This window comes from Tepidicaulis sp. (assembly GCF_965222285.1).
Taxonomy (GTDB): domain Bacteria; phylum Pseudomonadota; class Alphaproteobacteria; order Parvibaculales; family Parvibaculaceae; genus Tepidicaulis.
Map to the genome: position 1 here is coordinate 3,020,530 of NZ_OZ244942.1, position 18,849 is coordinate 3,039,378.

An 18,849-nucleotide genomic window follows, 5' to 3' on the forward strand; every position below is an offset into this window, starting at 1 on the left:
AAATATTAGACGCTTCACCTCACTCTTTGGCGCGTCTGCCGAGCATTTGTGCGCATGGGGAATTCGGCAGCTGAGGAGGAATGAGGCGATTATGAACTGGCTCTCCAACATTCAAATCAGCCGGAAAGTACCGGCGATTATCGTTCTGGCTGCCGCCGTTATGGGGATCGGCATTGGCCTGATGAGCTATATGCAGGCATCATCGGCCGTGCATGAGCAGATCCAGACGAAATTCTTCGCGGTCCTGGAAGCGCGTAAAGCGTCTTTCGAAGCCTATCTCGGCTCGGTGGAAGAGGACATGAACTCCCTCGCCGCCAACCCGCTGGTGATGGAAGCGTCCTATGAATTCAACCGGTCTTCGGAAGAATTCCGCGACGATGTAACCGCAGAGCTGCAGCGCCTCTATATCGACGAGAACCCGGAAGCGAACCGCAAGGATCTCGTGACCATCGACGGCAACGAATATTACGGCGTCGTCCACGAGCAGTATCACCCCTGGTTCCGTACCTTCCTCGACGAACGCGGCTATCACGACATTTTCCTGATCGACCCGAACGGCGTCGTCGTTTACTCGGTTTCCAAGGAAAGCGATTTCGGCACCAACGTTGTGAACGGGCAGTGGAAAGACACCGCGCTGCGCAGCGTCTATGAAGCCGCCATGGCCGCCGAAAAAGGCGACATCGCCTATCAGGACTTCACCCATTACGCACCGTCCGCCGACAGCCCGAACAGCTTCATCGCCACCCCGGTTGTCGACCGTGCGGGCCGCAAGACGGGCGTCCTCGTCTTCCAGCTTCCCGTGGACAAGATCAACCGCCAGATGAATATCGCGCTTGGCCTCGGCGAGACGGGCGAAACCCTGCTGGTCGGCCAGGACTACAAGCTGCGCAACGATTCGCGCTTTTCCAGCGAGCCCACGACGCTGAAAGCTGAACTTGCAGCCGATGCCGTCAAAACGGCGCTGGAAGCGGGCAAGCCCTCCATGAGCACGGATGAAAATCTGCGCGGCATGACGGCCGAAACATTCGCCGTGCCCTTCACCTTCCAGGGCGTGCCTTACGCCATCGTCGCGCAGATCAGCACGGATGAAGCCTATGCCGATCTCGCTTCCATGCGCTGGATCATGCTCGGCACCGCGCTGGTGCTCGTCATTGCCGTGGCCGGCGCCGGGGTATTCGCCTCGCGCGACATTACCGCCCCCATCTCGCGCCTGACCCATGGCATGAGCGAGCTTGCCGAAGGCAATACGAATATCGACATGAGCGGCCTCGACAGAGGCGATGAAATCGGCGACATGTCGAAAGCCGTCGAAATCTTCCGCAATAACGCCATCGAACGCGCGGAGCTGGAAGAAGAGAACAAGCGCGAGGAAGCGGCGAAAGAAGCCAGAGCCAAGAATATCGACAAGCTGATTGCCGATTTCGAAACCTCGACCGCGCAAATGCTAGGCGCCGTCAGCGCTGCGGCAACGGAGATGGAAAACACGGCCCATGCCATGACCTCCACCGCCGATACCGCCAATGCCAAGGCCGGCGCCGTAGCCGCCGCTTCCGAGGAAGCCAGCGCCAACGTGCAGACCGTGGCGAGCGCCGCCGAACAGCTCTCGGCCGCCATCGAGGAAATCCGCCGCCAGGTGCTGCAGTCGAACTCCGTGGGCGAACGCGCGGCCAACACGGCCAACTCCGCCAACACGAAGATCGAAGGCCTTTCGGAAGCGGCACGCCAGATCGGCGAAGTCGTCACGCTTATTCAGGACATTGCCGAGCAGACGAACCTGCTTGCCCTCAACGCCACCATCGAGGCGGCACGCGCGGGCGAAGCAGGCAAGGGCTTTGCCGTGGTTGCCTCCGAGGTGAAGGAGCTGGCCAATCAGACGGCCAAGGCCACCGAGGAAATCAGCCAGCAGATCGGCTCCGTCCAGACCTCGACCAGCGATGCGGTCGATGCCATCCGCGAGGTCACGACCACGGTCAGCGAAATGCGCGAAATCGCTCAGACGATTGCCAGCTCCGTCGAGCAGCAGCAGTCGGCGACGGTTGAAATTTCCCGCAACGTGCAGGAAGCAGCTCACTCCTCCGACGAAGTGGCGCAGAACATTGCGGAAGTCACCGTAGCTGCGAACGAATCTTCGGGCGCAGCAGGCCAGGTTCTGTCGGCGGCGGGCGAGCTTGCCGGTCAGTCCGACAAGCTGAAATCTTCTGTCGACAAGTTCCTGCGCGAAGTGCGCAGCGCCTGATCGCAGAGAAACATAAACACCAGGAAAGGCCCGGCTCGTCCGGGCCTTTTCAGTTCCGGCAAATTGTCACATCCGCGTCATTTTAAGGGAATGTTTAGAGCGTCCGTAAAATGATAGTGGCAGCAAAAGGGGCCTGAAACGGGCCAAAAGCAAAAGTTTTTCGCCAGGCGGGGCGGCCGGCGGCGAAGACGGGGACAGATTTCCATGCGTTTCAATCTATCGTTCTTGCAGAAACTCCCGAAAATTCCGGCAGGTGCACCCTCATCCGCGCTCACCCCTTTCGGCGCACTGAAAGATAAGATGCCGACACTGACGATCGCGCAGAAAATTCCAGCGATCATCGTTTCTGCCGCCTTCCTGCTGGCGCTCGGCATCGGGGTTTCGAGTTATCTGGAAGCGGCCCGCAACGCAGAAGAGTCGACCCAGGCCCGCCTCGAATCCATCCTTCTCGACCGCAAGGTCGCCGTCACCCGCTATCTCGGCGGCATCGAGCAAGATGTCCGCTTCATGGCCGCAACGCCCATGGTCCGCGAGGCAATCTCGCAATTCACCCGCGCCTGGACCTTCATGGGGGACGATGCCCGCGACATTACCCGCGGCGTCTACACCTCGCGCGAATCTGACGGCGAGGGCGAGCGCACTTTTTATGCCCGCACGCACCGCTCCTATCATGCTTCTTTCCGCGACTTTGCCGAAAAGCGCGGTTATAGCGATGTGATGCTGTTCGACATCAACGGCACCATGATCTACTCCGTCGACAAAGCCGGTGATTTCGGCGCGCAGATGATCGGGCTCGACAGTGAGTTCCGCAACACGGACATTGCGACGGTGGTCGACATCGCCCTTGGCGCTATTGACGATTCGGAAATCGCGTTCATGGATTTCGCCTCTTACAAGGCGATTGACGGGGAGCCTGCGTCTTTCGTCGCCGCGCCGGTCTTTTCCAGCCGCGATGAAAAGATCGGTGTCCTCGCCTTCCGCATTCCAACCGACGTGCTCGATCAGATTCTGGGCGAGGAAACGGGCCTCGGTGAGACCGGCGAAGTCTTGCTTATCGGCGAAGATTACCTGATGCGTAATAATTCGCGCCTGACGGAAGAAGCAACGCGCCTGCGCCGGGAAGTGACGGGCGATGCCATCGATGCCGCCATTATCGACGAGCAGCCCTTCAACGGCATGCAGGAAAGCCATCTCGGTTATGACGCCGTGACCATTGCGACACCCGTCTCCTACAGCTATGCGCGCTGGGCGCTTCTGGTGCAGACCTCGCTCGACGAGATCAACGCGCCGGTCGCCGCCATGCGCAACGTCATGGCCGGTGTCGCCGCCATCATGCTGGTGCTTGTCGCCGGGGCCGGTTTCTTCGTCTCGCGCGGCATTACGAAACGCCTCTCCAAGCTCACCTCGGCCATGGGCGATTTGGCCAAAGGCGAAACGAATATCGACCTCAGCGGCCTCGATCAGGCCGACGAGATCGGCGATATGACGGATGCCGTTCAGATCTTCCGCGACAATGCCATCGAGCGCATGGAACTGGAAGAGCGCCAGAAGCAGGAGCAGCAGGAAAAAGAAGCCCGCGCCCGCGCCATCGAACAGATGATCGGCGACTTCGACAAAGCCATGGGCGAGATGCTGGGCGCCGTCGCCGCCGCGGCCACCGAAATGGAGAATACCGCCAACACCATGTCAGAAGTGGCGGATGTTACGACGCAGAAATCTTCCGCCGTTACCAGCGCTTCCCAGCGCGCTGCCTCCAACGTGCAGATGGTGACGGAAGCGGCAAAAGAGCTTTCCGCCTCCATCGACCAGATCCGCGGCCAGGTGAACGAATCGAACACGGTGGGCGAAGAGGCAACGGAAGCGACCAATACCGCGAACGCTAAAATCGAAGGCCTCTCGGAAGCCGCCCGCCAGATCGGTGAAGTGATCACGCTCATCCAGGACATCGCCGCGCAGACGAATCTTTTGGCGCTCAACGCCACGATCGAGGCAGCGCGCGCCGGTGAGGCAGGCCGGGGCTTTGCCGTCGTTGCCGCCGAGGTGAAGGAGCTTGCGACCCAGACCGCAAGCGCCACGGAGCAGATCGGCCAGCAGATCGCAGGTATTCAGAACTCCACCGACGAGGCCGTCGGCGCCATCCGCCGCGTGACGGAAACGAACAGCAAGCGGAACGAAATCTCCCATGTGATTTCCGACTCCGTCACCAGCCAGCAAGACGCAACGACGCGCATCATGGACAGCGTCGAGGAAGCGGCGAAATCCTCCGATGAGGTGAGCACGAATATCGAGGACGTGACCTCCGCCGCACACGAATCCTCCGGTGCCGCGTCTCAGGTGCTCTCCGCTGCAGGCGAACTTGCCGGTCAGGCGGACAAGCTGAAAAAGACCGTGGACAGCTTCCTGCGCGATGTGCGCGCGGCTTAATCCATCAGGAAATCAAAACCGGAAAAGACATGGCGGGCCTCAAAACCCGCCATGTTCTTTTAGGTAGGCCAGTTCCTCGGCGCTGCTTTCCCGGCCGAACAAGGCATTGCGGTGCGGAAAGCGGCCGAATTTCGCAATCACGTCCCGGTGCGCAATCGCATAGGCAAGATTGTTCTCGATCCCCAGCTCTTCGAAGAGTTTCACGCTTTCCTCCTGCACGCCCAAGTTTTCGGCATGCATGAAAGGCATATAGATCCAAACGCGGTCTTGTGTGCTCAGCTGCTTGTCATGCCCCTTGGCGATAGCATCGCGGGCAAGGCGGAGCGCTTTTTCATCGGCCTCGAAGGCGCGCGGCTCGTCCCGGTAGATATTGCGAGAGAACTGATCGAGCAGAATGATAAGCGCCAGCGCTCCTTCTGGCTCATCCGCCCAATCGTCATAAGCCCCGCTCAAGGCCTCACCCCGGGCGGCGGTAAACCGGCGGATGATCTCGGCATCGAAGGCTGCGTCCTTCGCAAACCAGCGCTCGGGTCCCGCTTCACGCCAGAATTCAAGGACTTCCGCCGGGCTGACCGTGCTCATCCGCCGCTCCCTTAACCGATCTCGATCACATCCGAAGGACAGGGGTCCTGATAGAGCTTTTCAGCCAGCTCCGCGCGGCGCGAAAGCGTCGCCTGCTGGTTGACGTAGCCCTTATCCGTAATCTCATGGCCGTCGATGGACGGCGGCTCGAGCATCAGATGGATCCGCCGCACGCGGGTGGACGACCCGCCACCCGCTTTGTTGTGAGCACCGATTTTCTCCTTCAGATAATCCGCCACTGCCGACGCGGAGACGATCTCCTGGGGGCTTGCTTCCGCCCCCAGCCCGGCAATGCGCCGCGCCGCTTCGATATTCGGCCAGGCAAGCACCGCGATATAAGGCTTGTCGAGCCCGGCAATCACCGCATCCTGAACGAGCGGCGAGGTGGCCGCGACAAGATCGGCGCGCAGCGTACCGGTCGACACCCAGGTGCCGGAGGACAGCTTGAAGTCTTCCGTTACGCGGCCATCGAAAACGAGGCCAAGTTCCGGGCGGTTTTCATCGAGGAACTTCGCGGCATCGCCCAGCTTGTAAAACCCGTCTTCATCGAAGGCTTCGGCGGTTTTCTTTTCATCGCGCAAATAACCCGGCGTCACCATTGGTCCTTTGACACGCACTTCCATCTTCGTGCCGTTGGGCACGAGTTTGAGCTGCATGCCCGGCAGCGGCAGGCCGATCAGCCCCACCCGCTCGGTGATCCAGTGGACGACGGTAATGCCCTGCGTCTCCGTTGCCCCATACATGGTCGTGAGCGGCATGCGCTGCCCCGTCTCCTCGATGGCAAGCGCCTGCATACGGTCGTAAAGATCGCTTGAGAGCGTCGCCCCGCCATAGCCCATATATTCGAGGTTCCGGAAAAAGCTTTTGCGCAGCTCCGCATCCTGCTCCATGGCGTCCGCCAGCATCGCAAAAGCAACGGGCGCGGAGCCGAAAACGCGCGGGCTCACTTCCCGCAGATTGCGGATCGTTTCATCGAACATGCCCGGCACCGGCTTGCCATTATCGAGATAGACCGTGCCGCCGCCGTTCAGATTGTTGTTGAAGGAGATATTGCCCGCGGAAATATGGTTCCAGGGCATCCATTCCAGACTGACGGGAATGTCTTCCGGATCGGGGTCTTCCGTGCGAATCGCCTCTTGCGCGGCAAGCTGCGCCATAAGCATGCGCTGCGTCTGGATCACACCTTTGGGCATGCCCGTCGAGCCGGACGTGAACAGATATTTCGCCACCGTGTCATGGGTGATGCCATCCATGCGCGTACGCAGTTCCGCCGAGACCGGCGTGGCACAGAGCGCCTCATAGGTCAGCGGCGACAGATCCGCCGGCGCCCCGTCCATCGTCACGACCGTAACGCCCGAAAGATCGAGCGCCTTCAGCGCCTTTTCGTAAAGCGCGCCGGAATCGGCGAAGATCATTTTCGGCTTGGTCAGCGAGAAGACGTGCTTGAGCTTGGAATGATCCGAACTCATCAGCGAATAAGGCACGCTGATGGGGGCGACTGGTACCTGCGCTTTCATCGCGCCCAGCATCATCATCGCATGTTCGATGGAATTGCTGGAAAGGATCATGAGCGGCGTGTCCTGACCCATGCCTTTACCAATCAATGCCGAAGCGATGCGGTCGGCCAGCTCGTTCGCCTGCCCATACGTGACATGCCGCCAGGGCCCTTCTTGCGTGCGCTGGCAAATGAAGGGGCGATCGGCATGCGCCTCCGCGCGCTCTTCGAGAATATGCGGCACGGCATGCTTGAACTCGCCGAGCGGGTGGGCGGATTCGATGATGACGCTGCCATCGTCCTTCCGCGTGATATTCAGTTTCGGCGGCTTCTGCTTCAGCTCCTTAAAGGGTGGCAGCGGCGCGGCTTCGGCCAGGCTCATGATATTCCTCCTTTTGCAATGGCATAGCGGGAAGCGCTCCTGCCATTGGCAGGGCCTTCTTGTTCTTATTGGAATGTCGCAGGCGGAGACTCTGCCCCCGCCTTAAATCTCAGGGCCGCGGAACAGCGTTCAGTTCACCTGGCGCTCGCGTCCTTCCCAATAGGGTGCGCGCAGCTCCCGCCGCAGGATCTTGCCCGAGGGGTTGCGCGGCAACGCCTCGATGAAATCGATGGATTTGGGCACCTTGTAGCTCGCGATCTGCGTCTTCGCCCAGGCGATGATGTCTTCCGGCTTTGCCTCCTGGCCGGGTTCGAGCACGACAATGGCTTTCACCGCCTCGCCCCATTTATCGTCGGGCACACCCACCACCGCCGCATCGGCAATGGCCGGATGACCGAACAGCGCGTTTTCGACTTCGGCGGGATAAATATTCTCCCCGCCAGAGACGATCATGTCTTTCACCCGGTCATGGATGAAGACGAAACCTTCTGCGTCGAAATAACCCGCATCGCCCGTGCGGAACCAGCCATCCGCATCCACCGCTTCTTTCGTCGCATCGGGGCGGTTCCAATAACCTTTCATGATCGAGCCGCCGCGGATCATGATCTCGCCGACGTCACCCGTCTTCACTTCCTTACCGTCAGCGCCGACGATCTTCACCTCAAGGCCCTTATTGGGTTTGCCGCAGGAGCGCAGCTTGCCTTTCGCCGGATCGTGATCTTCCGGCGCCAGGTTCGTGCCCGCGCCGCCCGTCTCCGTCAGCCCGTAAAGCTGAACGAATTCGCAGCCGAACCGCTCCTGCGCTTTTTTCAGCACTTCTTCGGGGATGGGCGAGGCGCCGTAAAGAACCTGGCGCACGCTCGACGCATCCACATCGCCGATATTGGGCTGCTGCAGCAGGAAAAGAATGACCGCCGGCACCATGAAGGCGATGTTGATCTTGTAGGTCTCGATCAGTCGCAAAATTTCCTGCGGATCGACATCCTTCAAAATCACATTCGTGCAGCCATGGGCATTGCCCAGAAGGCCGACATTGACGCCGGCCACATGAAAAAGCGGCATGCAGACGAGGTTGATCTCACCTTCATGCCAGTTCGCCCAGCCTGCCTCCACGCCCTGGCGCAGAATGGAAATATAATTGGCATCTGTGAGTTGCACGCCTTTGGGGTGGCCGGTCGTGCCGCTCGTATATAGCTGAATGACATCGTCATCCGGCGCGATAGACAGCATGGGATCTTTATTCTCGAACCGGTCGCGCCAATCCGCAAAAGCTTCCCATTCCGGATGCCCGCCATCAAGCGCGATCACCTTGCGCACGCTCGGGCAGTCCTTCAGCACCTTTTCCACGACAGGATAAAAGTCGTCGCTGACGAACAGAATTTCCGTTTTGGAATCGTTGAGCACATAAGTGACTTCCGGCGGAGCAAGACGCCAGTTGACGCCGACGACAACGGCCTTCGCCTTGAAGGCGCCGTGCAGCATTTCGAAATAAACATCCGAGCTCTTGCCCATGAAGCCGATGCGCGCATCCGGCTTGCAACCTTCCGCGATCAGCCCCTGCGCCACTTTGCTCGCGCGCGCATCGAGCTCCTTAAAGCTCGTTTCCTTTCCCTCGAAAATATGCGCGATTTCGTCCGGCCGCGCCTTGGCCTGCGCCCGGCTGATATCGGCAACATTCTTGATTGCCCCAAAGTCGATCATCGTTGCCCTCCCCGGCATCTCTTGTGTGCGGCCGGGCGGCCGGTTCATCGCCGCCGCTCCTGGCTTTTTTCTTACCGGTGAGTTTAGCGGGGCGCGCCGCGCTGACAACAGGCACATGGCGGATTTTCACCGGCCCGCGCCCGCACGCTTTATGGTAAAGGCAAAACCTGGATCACATTTGCTTGGCTTTAAGGAGACCGCCATGGCGCGCCTGCCCTATCCCGACCCCGCTTCCCTTGCGGAAAAAGACCGCGCGCTGCTCGCCAGCCTGCCGCCGCTCAATATTTTCCGGATGCTGGCGGGCGCCGGACCGATTTTCGCGCCCTTCATGAATTTGCTCGATGCCTATCTCAATGAAGGGCTTTTGGAAGGCGAATTGCGGGAATTGGTGATTCTGCGCGCCGGACATAAATGCGGCTCGGCCTATGAGCTGCACCAGCATGAGCGCGTCTCCCGGCTCATGGGCATGAGCGCCGAGCGCATTGCCGCCGCCAGCGCCCCGCTGCCGCAGGAGACTTACTCCGATGCCGAAAACGCGGCCCTGGCGCTTACCGACGAACTTGTCAGTAACGTCAAAGCCTCCAAAAAGGCCCTGGACGCCGCCCGCCGGCACTTAAGCGATGCCCAGGTCCAGGAGCTCTTGATCGTCATCGGGATTTACTTGCTCGTCTGCCGCTATCTCGAAACACTGGAAATCGATCTTGAAGACGAAGAGATTGCCGTCACCGGGCTCGATGAAATCAAGGCCGGGGTCGGCGCGCTGAATGCCCAAAAGGGTTAGCGCGGGTTGAAAGAATTAAGGGGAGGATCATCATGACATCGCTTGGGCTCGGCAAATTCGCCTACACGAAAGGCCTGCACGATCTGGGCAATGGCGCCTATGCCTGGCTGCAGCCCGATGGCGGCTGGGGCTGGTCGAATGCCGGGCTCATCGTCGATGGAGATGAAAGCCTGCTCGTCGACACGCTGTTCGATGTGCCCCATACCCGCGCCATGCTGGAGGCGATGCGCGGCGCGGAACCGAAAGCCGCCGCCGCGATCAAGACGCTGGTCAACACCCACCACAATGGCGACCATTGTTATGGCAATGAATGCTGCGAGGGGGCGGAAATCATCGCCCATAAACTTGCCGCCGAAGCCATGCGCCATGAACCGCCCTCCATGCTGGCGGGCTTTCTCGATATGGCGCCCGAGCTCGGTGAGCTTGGGGATTATCTGACAAAATGTTTCGGCGCCTTCGATTTCAAAAACGTGCGCCAGGTACTGCCCACTCTCACTTTCGAAAAGGAAATGACGCGGCAGGTCGGCGCCAAGACCGTCAAACTCATGCATGTGGGGCCCGCCCACACGCCCGGCGACGTGCTTGCCTTCGTGCCCGAGGACAAGACGGTTTTCACCGGCGACATTCTTTTCATCGAAGGCCACCCCATCATGTGGGAGGGGCCCGTCGGCAACTGGATCGATGCCTGCGACAAAATCATGGCCATGGATGTGGAAACCGTGGTGCCGGGCCACGGCCCCATCACCGACAAGCGCGGCGTCGCGGCTTTGCGTGAGTATCTCGTCTATATCCAGAAAGAAGCGCGCAAACGCTACGATGCAGGCCTCAGCGCATTCGAGGCGGCCAAGGACATCGACATGTCAGACTATGACAGCTGGGGCGACGGCGAGCGCATCGCGGTCAATGTCGCAACGCTTTACCGGGAATTTTCCGGCAGCGATGAGACGCCGGATGCCGCAACGTTATTCGGCCAGATGGCCGAGCTTGCAAAGCGCAAAGCCTGAGCTTTCTCGCCAAGCCGTGATGAGGGCTTCATGGACGAAGCCTCTTCCCCGCCCCATACTCTCCCCATCGACATTCAAAAATGGGGAGAGACATGGCCAAGCTGACGCTTTACGAGCACCCGCTATCGCCATATGCGCAGAAAAACAAAATGGCGCTGCGCGAAAAGGAAATCGATTTCGAGTGCCTGACGCCGGATGCGATCGGCACGGGCGGCGTCGCCGCTTTTCTGGAAATCAATCCGCGCGCCGAAGTCCCGGCCCTCGTGACCGAAGACGGCACGGCGATTTTCGATTCCACCATCATCTTCGACTATATCGAAGAGCGCTGGCCTTCCCCGCCCCTGCAGCCGCAGGACCCGGCGGCCCGCGCCCGGGCGCGCATGATCGAAGACGTCATGGACACCCAATATGAGGCGATCAATTGGGGGCTTGGCGAAATCCATTTCTTCAAACGCGCCGAAGGCAAGCTTGCCGAGACCTTGACCGGGAATGCCCGCCGCCAGACGGAAGGCTTTTTTGCTTACCTGGAAAACGAACTCGGCGGGAGTGAGTGGCTCACGGGGCCGATGTTCGGGCGGGCGGATATGGCAGCGCTGCCGCTCGTCGCTGCCTCCATGAGCTTCGGCTTTCATCCCCAAAAGAGTAGCGCGCTCGAATCCTGGGTGAACCGCGCCATGCAGCGTCCCTCCGCCGCGCAAACAGTCGAAGAAGCGCTTGCCTCGCGCACCGGCATGGAACATGTCGCCGAGGCGGTGAAACAAGGCCTCTTCAAACGGCAATACCGGGATCACCGGCTCGAATGGATGATCAAGTCGGGCGGCATGGAAGTCGTCACGCACGGCATCGAAACCGGGACCATCCGCTTTGCCAATGATTTTTCCAATGATGATCAAGGAGCGCGCTGATGAGCGGCAAGGAAAACGAGATCCTCTTTCACCAATATGACGTCTCGCCCTTTTCAGAGAAAGTGCGCACCGTTTTCGGCATCAAACAGCTTACCTGGCACGCGGTCGAAGAACCCGTGATCATGCCGAAGCCCGAGCTCACCGCGCTGACCGGCGGTTACCGCAAAATCCCGGTCATGCAGATCGGCGCGGATGTTTATTGCGACACGCAGATCATCATTCGCGAGCTGGAACGGCGCTATCCGAAGCCCTCGCTCTTCACCGAAGCGGACAAGGGCCTTGCCTGGGCTGTTTCCATGTGGGCGGACCGGGTGCTGTTTCAAAATGCCGTTGCGGTGATCTTCGGCAATGTCGGCCAGGCCGTCGATGAAAGCTTCATCAAGGACCGCGAAGCGCTGATGGGCCGGCCTTTCGATGTGAATGCGATGAAGGCCGCAGCTCCCCTCATGGCCGAGCAGCTGCGCGCCGGGCTCGGCTGGCTGGAAGATCAATTGGCCGATGGGCGCAAGTTCCTGATGGGCGCGGCGCCCGGCCTTGCCGATGCCGCCTGCCATTACAACCTTGCCTTCATGCGCTGGCTCTTTCCGGACGGGCTGAAAGCACTGGAACATTTACCCAAAACCGCCGCCTGGGAAGAGCGGGTGCGCGCCATCGGTCATGGCGACAGACAGGAGATGAGCCGCGATGAGGCGCTGGCCATTGCCAAAGCCGCCACGAGCACAACGAAAGAACAAGCCGATCCCCATGAACCCAATGAGCTGAAACCCGGCGACAAGGTGAGCGTCATGGCGGATGATTACGGGCGCGATCCCATAACGGGCACGCTCGTCGCCTCGGATGCGCAGTCCGTTGCGATCAAGCGCGACGCGCCGGAAGTCGGCGAAGTGGTGGTGCATTTCCCGCGGGCAGGCTTTTTCATCGTCAAAGCCTGAGGCAACACATAAAAAAGGCGGGTCAGTTGTAGTGCAACTCGCCCGCCTTTTGCTTGCGGGTACGATTGGCAAGGGCAAGGCCTGCAGCCAGAACCCCCGTCGCCAGAAAGAGCACATTGGAAAGATAAAGGATGAGCACGCGCCGCTCCGGCATCTTGCCGAGCGGGCGGATGGCAGCAGCGCGCGGGCTAAGCAGGGTCGATGCCTGCGTCTTGGGCGCGGAGGCCGAGCCGATCCCCGCGGTAAAGCGCGCGCCCTTTTCCGCTTCCCCTGCAAAGGCAAGCTGGGCAAGTTCCGGCGCCTCACGGATCCAGGTACGGCTCATGGAAACGGCAAGGTCCACATGCCCCTCCGCCTCCATCTGGCGGATGGCCAGACTGGCTGCTTGCCCCAAAACAAGCTGGCCGAAAGCCTCGTCCCGGTAAGCAAGGGACAGCTCGGCAAGCCGGCCAGCCGGATCGACGGAAGAGACGATATTGCGGGCAAGGGTAGCGGCGGAGCGTTCGGCGAAATCCGGCGCGGAGGCGATCAGCACATGCTCGCGCGCCTTGGCCGCCGTCTGAATGGCCGAGGCCATGGTGCCGATAAGATTGGCGCCGAGCGCAAGGCCCGAAAGAACGGCAATCCCCCAAAGCACCGTGCGCCGGTTTATGGAAATACGCGCTGCCTTCACAAAGCCCCCAAAGCAAAAGCCGCCCGCCCCGGTTTGGGACGAACGGCGTTTACCTTAATGTGCAGTTCCTAACACTTCCTAAAAAGGCAGGAATTTCAAATCGTTAACGGATTAGGCAGCGTTAACGGGCGCACATGCCCCCATCGATCACAAGTTCCGTGCCCGTTACGTAGCGCGACTCGTCGCTGGCGAGAAAGACGATCCCCGCCGCGATATCCGCCGGCACGCCCGCATGGCCGACAGGCGCCGCCAATTGGCCGAGCGCTTCTGCATCAATGGTATTCGCCCCTTCCGGAATGGCCGGAGAAGAAGGCATGCCCCCCTGCGGGATCTTCGACCAGATGGCGGTGTCGATGATGCCCGGATGGATGGAATTGACGCGGATATTGTTTTTCGCTTCCGCGCATTCCAGTGCCACGGCCTTGGTGAAAAGCCGCACACCGCCTTTCGTGGCGCAGTACCCGGCAAGGCCCGGCGCGCCTTTGAACCCGGCCACGGAGGAAATATTGATGATGGCACCGCCGCCCGCCTCGGCGATGGCGGGAATGCCGTATTTCGTACCGAGGAAGACCCCGTCCATATTGATGGCGATCTGGCGCTTCCAATCGTCCAGCGACATTTCCGTCACCGGCCCGCCAATACCGATCCCGGCATTGTTGACGAGGATATGCAGCTTGCCTTCCTTGGCGGCGATGTCGGCATAGATTTCCTGCCAGCGCGGCTCGGAAACCACGTCCTGGTTGAGATAGCGCGCCTTGCCGCCGGCCTTTTGAATACGCTCAACGGTCTCAGCGCCGCCTTCATCGTCGATATCGGTAATGATGACCTGTGCGCCCTCGGCGGCCAGCGCTTCGGCAGCGCCTCTGCCGATCCCGCTCGATGCGCCGGTGACCAGCGCGACTTTGCCCTCTAAGCGTCCCATCGGATTCTCCCTGTTATTGCACCGGCTTTCGCCCGCCGGCTTATCGCTTTGTTTGACTCGCCTAATGGCCAAAACTAGACTGCGGTCTAGTTAATAGCTCGGACAGGTTTCCGCAAGGGAAGATAACCGAACGGGACCATGAGGAGAGACAGTTTGGACGCGAGCGCCGATATCGACAAGCCGGCTTCCTCCCGCCGTACGCGCAAGAAAGAGCGCACCAGGCGGGATATTTATGAAGCGGCCATGGGTCTCTTCAACGAGAAAGACTATGACGATGTCACGATCGGCGATATTTGCGAGCGCGCCGATGTCGCCAAGGCGACCTTCTTTCTGCATTTCCCGAACAAGGCCGCACTCCTTTCCGAATTCAACGAAAAACTGACGAGCGGCATTAGAGAGCAGCTGGAGGGTTTCAAAGGCAGCGCCACGGACAAATTCTGCTTCGTGATCTCCGAACTTGCCGGCGAATGGCAGCGCAATGCGCCCGTTATGCGCAAGATGACGCGCGAATTCGTCGATGCCCTGCCGACGCTGGAAGCGGGCAAGGCGGCGAATGAAAGCCTGCTGACGCTGACCATGGAGCTCATCCGTGAAGCGCAAAAAGCAGGGGAGTTCCGCAAAATCGCCCCTCCCCACCGCCTGGCCGCCGCTTTCGTCGCCGCCTCTTCCGCCCTCACCATCGAATGGACGGAGATGCCCGGGGTGGACACCAGTGAAACACACAAAGAATTGCTCGACGTCCTTTTGAACGGCCTGAGACAGAAGCCGAAGTGACGTGACAAAAAACGAGAACGCAACTCGAGGAAATCAACAGGAAGGCTAAAGGAGAAAAACATGGCTGGAACCAAAATGCGCTTTGGGGCTTTCATCGCGCCCTTTCACCCGCTTGCCGAGAACCCGACACTCGCCATCGAGCGGGATATCGAGCTTGTGCAGTGGATGGACAAGCTGGGATATGACGAAGCCTGGATCGGTGAGCACCATTCCGCCGGGTATGAGCTGATCGCCAGCCCGGAACTTTTCATCGCAACGCTGGCCGAACGCACGAAAAACATCCGCCTCGGCACGGGTGTCTCCTCGCTGCCCTATCACCAGCCGCTGATGCTGGCCGACCGCATCAATCAGCTCGACCACATCACCCGAGGCCGCGTCATGTTCGGCGTCGGGCCAGGCGCTCTGCCTTCCGATGCCTTCATGATGGGCATCGAGGTCGCCAAGCAGCGCGACATGATGGACGAAGCGCTCGATGTCATCGTTCCGCTTCTGAAAGGCGAAACCGTGACGGCCAAGACCGACTGGTTCACGCTCAACGAAGCGCGTCTGCAGATGACGCCTTACTCGCGCCCGCATGTGGATATCGCGGTTGCCAGCCAGGTCTCGCCAACCGGTGCCACTGCTGCCGGCCGCCACGGCGTCGGCCTTCTGTCCATCGGCGCGACCAATGCCGGCGGCTTCAACGCGCTCGCCTCCAACTGGGCGATCTGCGAAGAAAAAGCCAAGGACAACGGCAAGAGCGTCGACCGCGCCAACTGGCGCCTCGTGGGTCCCGTGCACATCGCCGAGACGGCCGAGAAGGCCCGCGAGAATGTGCGCTTCGGCCTTGAAAAGTGGCTCTATTATTTTCGTGAAGTCGCCGCCCTGCCGCTCGCGCCCGATGACGGTTCGGACCCGGTGGACGCGCTGATCAATTCGGGCATGGCCGTGATCGGCACGCCGGAAGACGCCATTGCACAGATCGAGCGGCTGCAAGAACAGTCCGGCGGCTTCGGCGCTTTCCTGCAGATGGCGCATAACTGGGCCGACTTCGAGCAGACGAAACGTTCCTATGAGCTTTTCGCCCGCTACGTGATGCCGAAATTCCAAGGCCTCAACGAGAACCGCGAAGCCTCGCTCGACTGGGCGCGCAACAACCGCGAAACCTTCATGGGCCAGGCCATGGCCGCTGTCGGCACGCGCGTTGCCAAACATATCGAGGAAAAAGGCACGGACAATATCCGCCCGGAAATCCTCGAAGCCATGGGCATCAAGAAAGACAAAGGCGCCGCCGAATAATCCAGCGTCCCATAGATGAAAAAGCGAAGGGCGGCCCGGTAAACCGGAGCCGCCCTTCTGTTGCCTCACACCATTCTTTTACAGGCGAAAATCGCCGGAGCAAATCTTTTCGTAAAGCGCCTTGTCCACGGGCACGAAAACTTTTGCAATCGGGTCATTGAAGAAGATCGGTTCGGCGATGGCTTCCGGGTCGAAACCTTCCTTCACGAGATCGACCTTGCGGTGCTTGAACGTGCCGGTGATTTCCATTTCCGGCTGCACCCTGAGGAAAAGCGGCTGGGCATATTCGGGCAGCTGCGCTGAAATATGCTTGTGAAGACCTGCCATATCGAGGTTCTTGCCGACGATGGAGGCCATGCCCGCGCGCCCATCCGCACCCGGCACATGCACGCCGTAAACATTCGCCTCTTCGATGCCCGGGAAAACCGAGAGCACTTCGGCTACTTCCGAGGTCGCCACATTCTCGCCCTTCCAGCGGAACGTATCGCCGATCCGGTCGATGAAGTAGAAATAGCCGCGCGCATCCTGCTTCAGAAGGTCGCCCGTGCGGAACCAGGCATCGCCTTCCCGGAAGACATTGCGCAGGATCTTCTTCTCCGTTTCTTCCTTCTTGGCATAGCCTTCGAAACGGGCGGACGGCTTCGTCGGATCATTCAGGATCTCGCCCAAAGCTTCGCCCACTTCTCCAGGCTTGCAGCGGATGCAAAACCCGTCCTTGCCGCGGATAGGCTGCTCGTTCTCGATATCGAAGCGCACGAGCTCGACATTGAATTTCGATTTCGCCCAGCCGGGAATGCGCCCGACCGCGCCCACCGTGCCGTCGAAATTCATCAGCGCGACATTGCCTTCCGTCGCCCCGTAGAACTCCACGATATTCGGGATCTTGAAGCGCTTCTGGAAGGTCGGCCAGATTTCCGGGCGCAACCCGTTGCCGATTGCAACGCGCAGCTTGTGCTTGCGCTCTTTGGGGTGCGGATCGGTGTTGATGAGATAGCGGCACAGCTCGCCGATATATTGGAAGAGCGTCGCTTTATATTTGTGCACATCGTCCCAGAACTCGCGGGCCGAGAATTTGCGCCGGATGATCACCGCGCCGCCGACCGTCAGCGTCGTGCCCACCGCGCAGACACCGCCGGCGGAGTGATAAAGCGGCAGGCAGACATACATGCGGTCTTTTTCCGTCGCCCCCGTTGCAGCCGAGAATGAGCCCATCATGCCGAGGAGGCGCACATGAGGAATGCGCGCCGCCTTCGGGTTGCCCGTCGTACCGCTCGTATAGATGAAAAGCGCCCCGTCCTCGATGCTCAGGTCCTTGCGCACTTCCGGCGCAGGATCGGCAGCGGGCTGCTGCGCCAGCACATCGTCGAGATTATCGACACCTTGCACCGCGCCGCCCGTCGCCCAGACTTTCATGGGCCGCTCGAGCTGGCCGGCAACCGAACTCATCGCTTCGGCGCATTCCGAACCGAGAACGAGATGGCTTGCCCCGGAGATATTAAGACAATGGGCAAGCGGGCCGCCCGTCAGGTTCGTGTTGATCAAGGCCGCCTGACCGCCCGCCTTGATGATACCGAGCCAGGCAACGAGATATTCGGGCCGGTTCTCCATCAAAAGCGCCACGACATCGCCTTTGCCCAGGCCCTGCGCCCGCACCCAGTGCGCATAGCGGTTCGCTTCTTCGTTGAACTGTTTATAGGTGAGGGTGCGGTCCTCGAAATAGATCGCCACATTGTTCGGCTTATCGCGGGCCAGATCCTCGATAATGTCGGCAAAGGTGCGGTCCGGATTGTCGTAAACGGTATTCAGCCGTTTGAGCGTGCGCAGCGCCGAGCGCACATAGGTAATCTCTTTTCCGATACGGCCAAAAACCCCCATTACGTCCTCCAGATTTGTATTTTCCCTTGCAAGTTCTTTATGCGATGCCCCCGGAAAATGGGTCAAGGAAAACCGGCTGAAACCGGTGCGAAAAGCGCCGCGCCCCGCTGACAAATGCGCACAAACGCGTCATGATCCGCCCGCCCGCGCCCCGCACGTTCATGGACCCCTGCAAGATGCCGAGTGACAGCCCTGCTTCCCCGCCTCAAGAAATGCCGCCTGCGGACGTTTTTCTGGATGCGCGGGGCCTTAATTGCCCGCTGCCGGTTCTGAAAGCCCGCAAAAAACTTCTGGGTATGCGGGGAGGTCAAATTCTGGAAGTGGCGGCAACCGACCCTGTGGCCGTCATCGACATGCCGCATTTTTGCGCAGAGGCCGGCCATGATTTTCTGGGCAAGCGCCAGGAAGGCCCCGTCACTTATTTCCGCATTGCGCGGGGCCCCGTCCGGCAGGCGAGAGAAGACGAAGAACTCAACCCTTGAGCGCTGCCTGCTGCTCCTTGCCGAAGCCGACAAGCACCTCAGCCCCCCGCTCGAAGACCGGCCGCTTGATCAGAGCCGGGTGCGCGGCCATCAGCGCGATGGCGCTTTTCTCATTAACGCCGGCTTTTTCGGCTTCCGAAAGCCCGCGCCAGGTCGTGCCCCGCCGGTTGAGCAGCATGTCCCAACCTGCTTTCTTTGCCCATCCGGCAATCTGCGCCTCGCTGACGCCGTCCGCGCGCACATCGTGAAATTCCGCTTCCAGCCCCTCTTCCTTCAGCCATTTCAGCGCTTTTTTGCAGGTATCGCAGTTTTTAAGGCCGTAAACGCGCATGGAAGGCTCCCGGAAGGCTGGAAAAGGGCGAAGGGCCCCGCGAATCGCGGAAAATATAGCAGAAGTCCTGCC

16 protein-coding genes are annotated in these 18,849 nt (G+C 60.2%); 9 read left to right on the plus strand and 7 right to left on the minus strand.

Annotated features, from left to right (window positions below):
* The first annotated feature begins 91 nt into the window (after positions 1–91).
* The gene (locus ACOQOT_RS14360; protein ID WP_420559874.1) at positions 92–2,236 is read left to right on the plus strand and encodes a methyl-accepting chemotaxis protein; all 2,145 of its coding nucleotides are present in this window, start codon (positions 92–94) and stop codon (positions 2,234–2,236) included.
* A gap of 204 nt (positions 2,237–2,440) precedes the next feature.
* A complete protein-coding gene (locus tag ACOQOT_RS14365; protein ID WP_420559875.1) occupies positions 2,441–4,660 on the plus strand; it encodes a methyl-accepting chemotaxis protein in 2,220 nt (739 codons plus the stop codon).
* Positions 4,661–4,699: 39 nt separating this feature from the next.
* On the opposite strand, the gene ACOQOT_RS14370 is transcribed toward ACOQOT_RS14365, so the two are convergent.
* The 3 genes from ACOQOT_RS14370 to ACOQOT_RS14380 all read right to left on the minus strand — a co-directional run bounded on the left by ACOQOT_RS14370 (position 4,700) and on the right by ACOQOT_RS14380 (position 8,820).
* Complete coding sequence (locus ACOQOT_RS14370; protein WP_420559876.1) at positions 4,700–5,242, minus strand: DUF924 family protein; 543 nt, start codon at positions 5,240–5,242, stop codon at positions 4,700–4,702.
* A gap of 11 nt (positions 5,243–5,253) precedes the next feature.
* On the minus strand, positions 5,254–7,119 hold the full coding sequence (locus ACOQOT_RS14375) for an AMP-binding protein (protein ID WP_420559877.1): 1,866 nt from the start codon (positions 7,117–7,119) through the stop codon (positions 5,254–5,256).
* A 129-nt stretch (positions 7,120–7,248) separates the two neighbouring features.
* On the minus strand, positions 7,249–8,820 hold the full coding sequence (locus ACOQOT_RS14380) for a fatty acid--CoA ligase (protein WP_420559878.1): 1,572 nt from the start codon (positions 8,818–8,820) through the stop codon (positions 7,249–7,251).
* A 202-nt stretch (positions 8,821–9,022) separates the two neighbouring features.
* On the opposite strand from ACOQOT_RS14380, the gene ACOQOT_RS14385 reads away from it, so the two are divergent.
* From ACOQOT_RS14385 to ACOQOT_RS14400, 4 genes are all read left to right on the plus strand, one after another.
* Positions 9,023–9,601, plus strand: coding sequence for a carboxymuconolactone decarboxylase family protein (locus ACOQOT_RS14385; protein ID WP_420559879.1), 579 nt, complete (start codon positions 9,023–9,025; stop codon positions 9,599–9,601).
* A 32-nt stretch (positions 9,602–9,633) separates the two neighbouring features.
* Complete coding sequence (locus tag ACOQOT_RS14390; RefSeq protein WP_420559880.1) at positions 9,634–10,605, plus strand: MBL fold metallo-hydrolase; 972 nt, start codon at positions 9,634–9,636, stop codon at positions 10,603–10,605.
* Positions 10,606–10,697: 92 nt separating this feature from the next.
* Entirely contained in the window at positions 10,698–11,510 is an 813-nt protein-coding gene (locus ACOQOT_RS14395; RefSeq protein ID WP_420559881.1) for a glutathione S-transferase family protein, read from the plus strand.
* Positions 11,510–12,442, plus strand: coding sequence for a glutathione S-transferase family protein (locus ACOQOT_RS14400; protein WP_420559882.1), 933 nt, complete (start codon positions 11,510–11,512; stop codon positions 12,440–12,442). Before ACOQOT_RS14395 ends, ACOQOT_RS14400 begins: the two co-directional genes overlap by 1 nt.
* Positions 12,443–12,464: 22 nt before the next feature.
* On the opposite strand, the gene ACOQOT_RS14405 is transcribed toward ACOQOT_RS14400, so the two are convergent.
* A complete protein-coding gene (locus tag ACOQOT_RS14405; RefSeq protein WP_420559883.1) occupies positions 12,465–13,115 on the minus strand; it encodes a hypothetical protein in 651 nt (216 codons plus the stop codon).
* Between the two features lie 121 nt (positions 13,116–13,236).
* The gene (locus ACOQOT_RS14410; RefSeq protein ID WP_420559884.1) at positions 13,237–14,037 is read right to left on the minus strand and encodes a glucose 1-dehydrogenase; all 801 of its coding nucleotides are present in this window, start codon (positions 14,035–14,037) and stop codon (positions 13,237–13,239) included.
* 153 nt (positions 14,038–14,190) lie between these two features.
* Between ACOQOT_RS14410 and ACOQOT_RS14415 the strand changes: the two genes are divergently transcribed.
* Together ACOQOT_RS14415 and ACOQOT_RS14420 are read left to right on the plus strand one after the other, a co-directional pair.
* Entirely contained in the window at positions 14,191–14,811 is a 621-nt protein-coding gene (locus ACOQOT_RS14415; protein ID WP_420559885.1) for a TetR/AcrR family transcriptional regulator, read from the plus strand.
* A 60-nt stretch (positions 14,812–14,871) separates the two neighbouring features.
* Complete coding sequence (locus ACOQOT_RS14420) at positions 14,872–16,089, plus strand: LLM class flavin-dependent oxidoreductase (RefSeq protein ID WP_420559886.1); 1,218 nt, start codon at positions 14,872–14,874, stop codon at positions 16,087–16,089.
* Between the two features lie 78 nt (positions 16,090–16,167).
* Here the strand turns inward: ACOQOT_RS14420 and ACOQOT_RS14425 are convergent, their stop codons facing one another.
* Positions 16,168–17,964: a long-chain-acyl-CoA synthetase gene (locus ACOQOT_RS14425; protein WP_420559887.1), complete on the minus strand. Its 1,797-nt coding sequence runs from the start codon at positions 17,962–17,964 to the stop codon at positions 16,168–16,170.
* A 176-nt stretch (positions 17,965–18,140) separates the two neighbouring features.
* On the opposite strand from ACOQOT_RS14425, the gene ACOQOT_RS14430 reads away from it, so the two are divergent.
* Positions 18,141–18,446 carry a sulfurtransferase TusA family protein gene (locus ACOQOT_RS14430; RefSeq protein ID WP_420559888.1) on the plus strand — a complete coding sequence of 102 codons (306 nt, stop codon included), beginning with the start codon at positions 18,141–18,143 and terminating at the stop codon, positions 18,444–18,446.
* Here the strand turns inward: ACOQOT_RS14430 and ACOQOT_RS14435 are convergent.
* Complete coding sequence (locus tag ACOQOT_RS14435) at positions 18,436–18,777, minus strand: arsenate reductase (RefSeq protein WP_420559889.1); 342 nt, start codon at positions 18,775–18,777, stop codon at positions 18,436–18,438. The two genes, ACOQOT_RS14430 and ACOQOT_RS14435, sit on opposite strands and share 11 nt — an antisense overlap.
* Positions 18,778–18,849: the final 72 nt, after the last annotated feature.

Coding starts and splice junctions, on each gene's coding strand:
- ACOQOT_RS14370 (WP_420559876.1), bottom strand. CDS start 5,242: ATGAGCACGGTCAGCCCGGCGGAAGTCCTTGAATTCTGGCGTGAAGCG.
- ACOQOT_RS14360 (WP_420559874.1), top strand. CDS start 92: ATGAACTGGCTCTCCAACATTCAAATCAGCCGGAAAGTACCGGCGATT.
- ACOQOT_RS14425 (WP_420559887.1), bottom strand. CDS start 17,964: ATGGGGGTTTTTGGCCGTATCGGAAAAGAGATTACCTATGTGCGCTCG.
- ACOQOT_RS14420 (WP_420559886.1), top strand. CDS start 14,872: ATGGCTGGAACCAAAATGCGCTTTGGGGCTTTCATCGCGCCCTTTCAC.
- ACOQOT_RS14395 (WP_420559881.1), top strand. CDS start 10,698: ATGGCCAAGCTGACGCTTTACGAGCACCCGCTATCGCCATATGCGCAG.
- ACOQOT_RS14430 (WP_420559888.1), top strand. CDS start 18,141: ATGCCGAGTGACAGCCCTGCTTCCCCGCCTCAAGAAATGCCGCCTGCG.
- ACOQOT_RS14400 (WP_420559882.1), top strand. CDS start 11,510: ATGAGCGGCAAGGAAAACGAGATCCTCTTTCACCAATATGACGTCTCG.
- ACOQOT_RS14390 (WP_420559880.1), top strand. CDS start 9,634: ATGACATCGCTTGGGCTCGGCAAATTCGCCTACACGAAAGGCCTGCAC.
- ACOQOT_RS14375 (WP_420559877.1), bottom strand. CDS start 7,119: ATGAGCCTGGCCGAAGCCGCGCCGCTGCCACCCTTTAAGGAGCTGAAG.
- ACOQOT_RS14410 (WP_420559884.1), bottom strand. CDS start 14,037: ATGGGACGCTTAGAGGGCAAAGTCGCGCTGGTCACCGGCGCATCGAGC.
- ACOQOT_RS14365 (WP_420559875.1), top strand. CDS start 2,441: ATGCGTTTCAATCTATCGTTCTTGCAGAAACTCCCGAAAATTCCGGCA.
- ACOQOT_RS14385 (WP_420559879.1), top strand. CDS start 9,023: ATGGCGCGCCTGCCCTATCCCGACCCCGCTTCCCTTGCGGAAAAAGAC.
- ACOQOT_RS14380 (WP_420559878.1), bottom strand. CDS start 8,820: ATGATCGACTTTGGGGCAATCAAGAATGTTGCCGATATCAGCCGGGCG.
- ACOQOT_RS14435 (WP_420559889.1), bottom strand. CDS start 18,777: ATGCGCGTTTACGGCCTTAAAAACTGCGATACCTGCAAAAAAGCGCTG.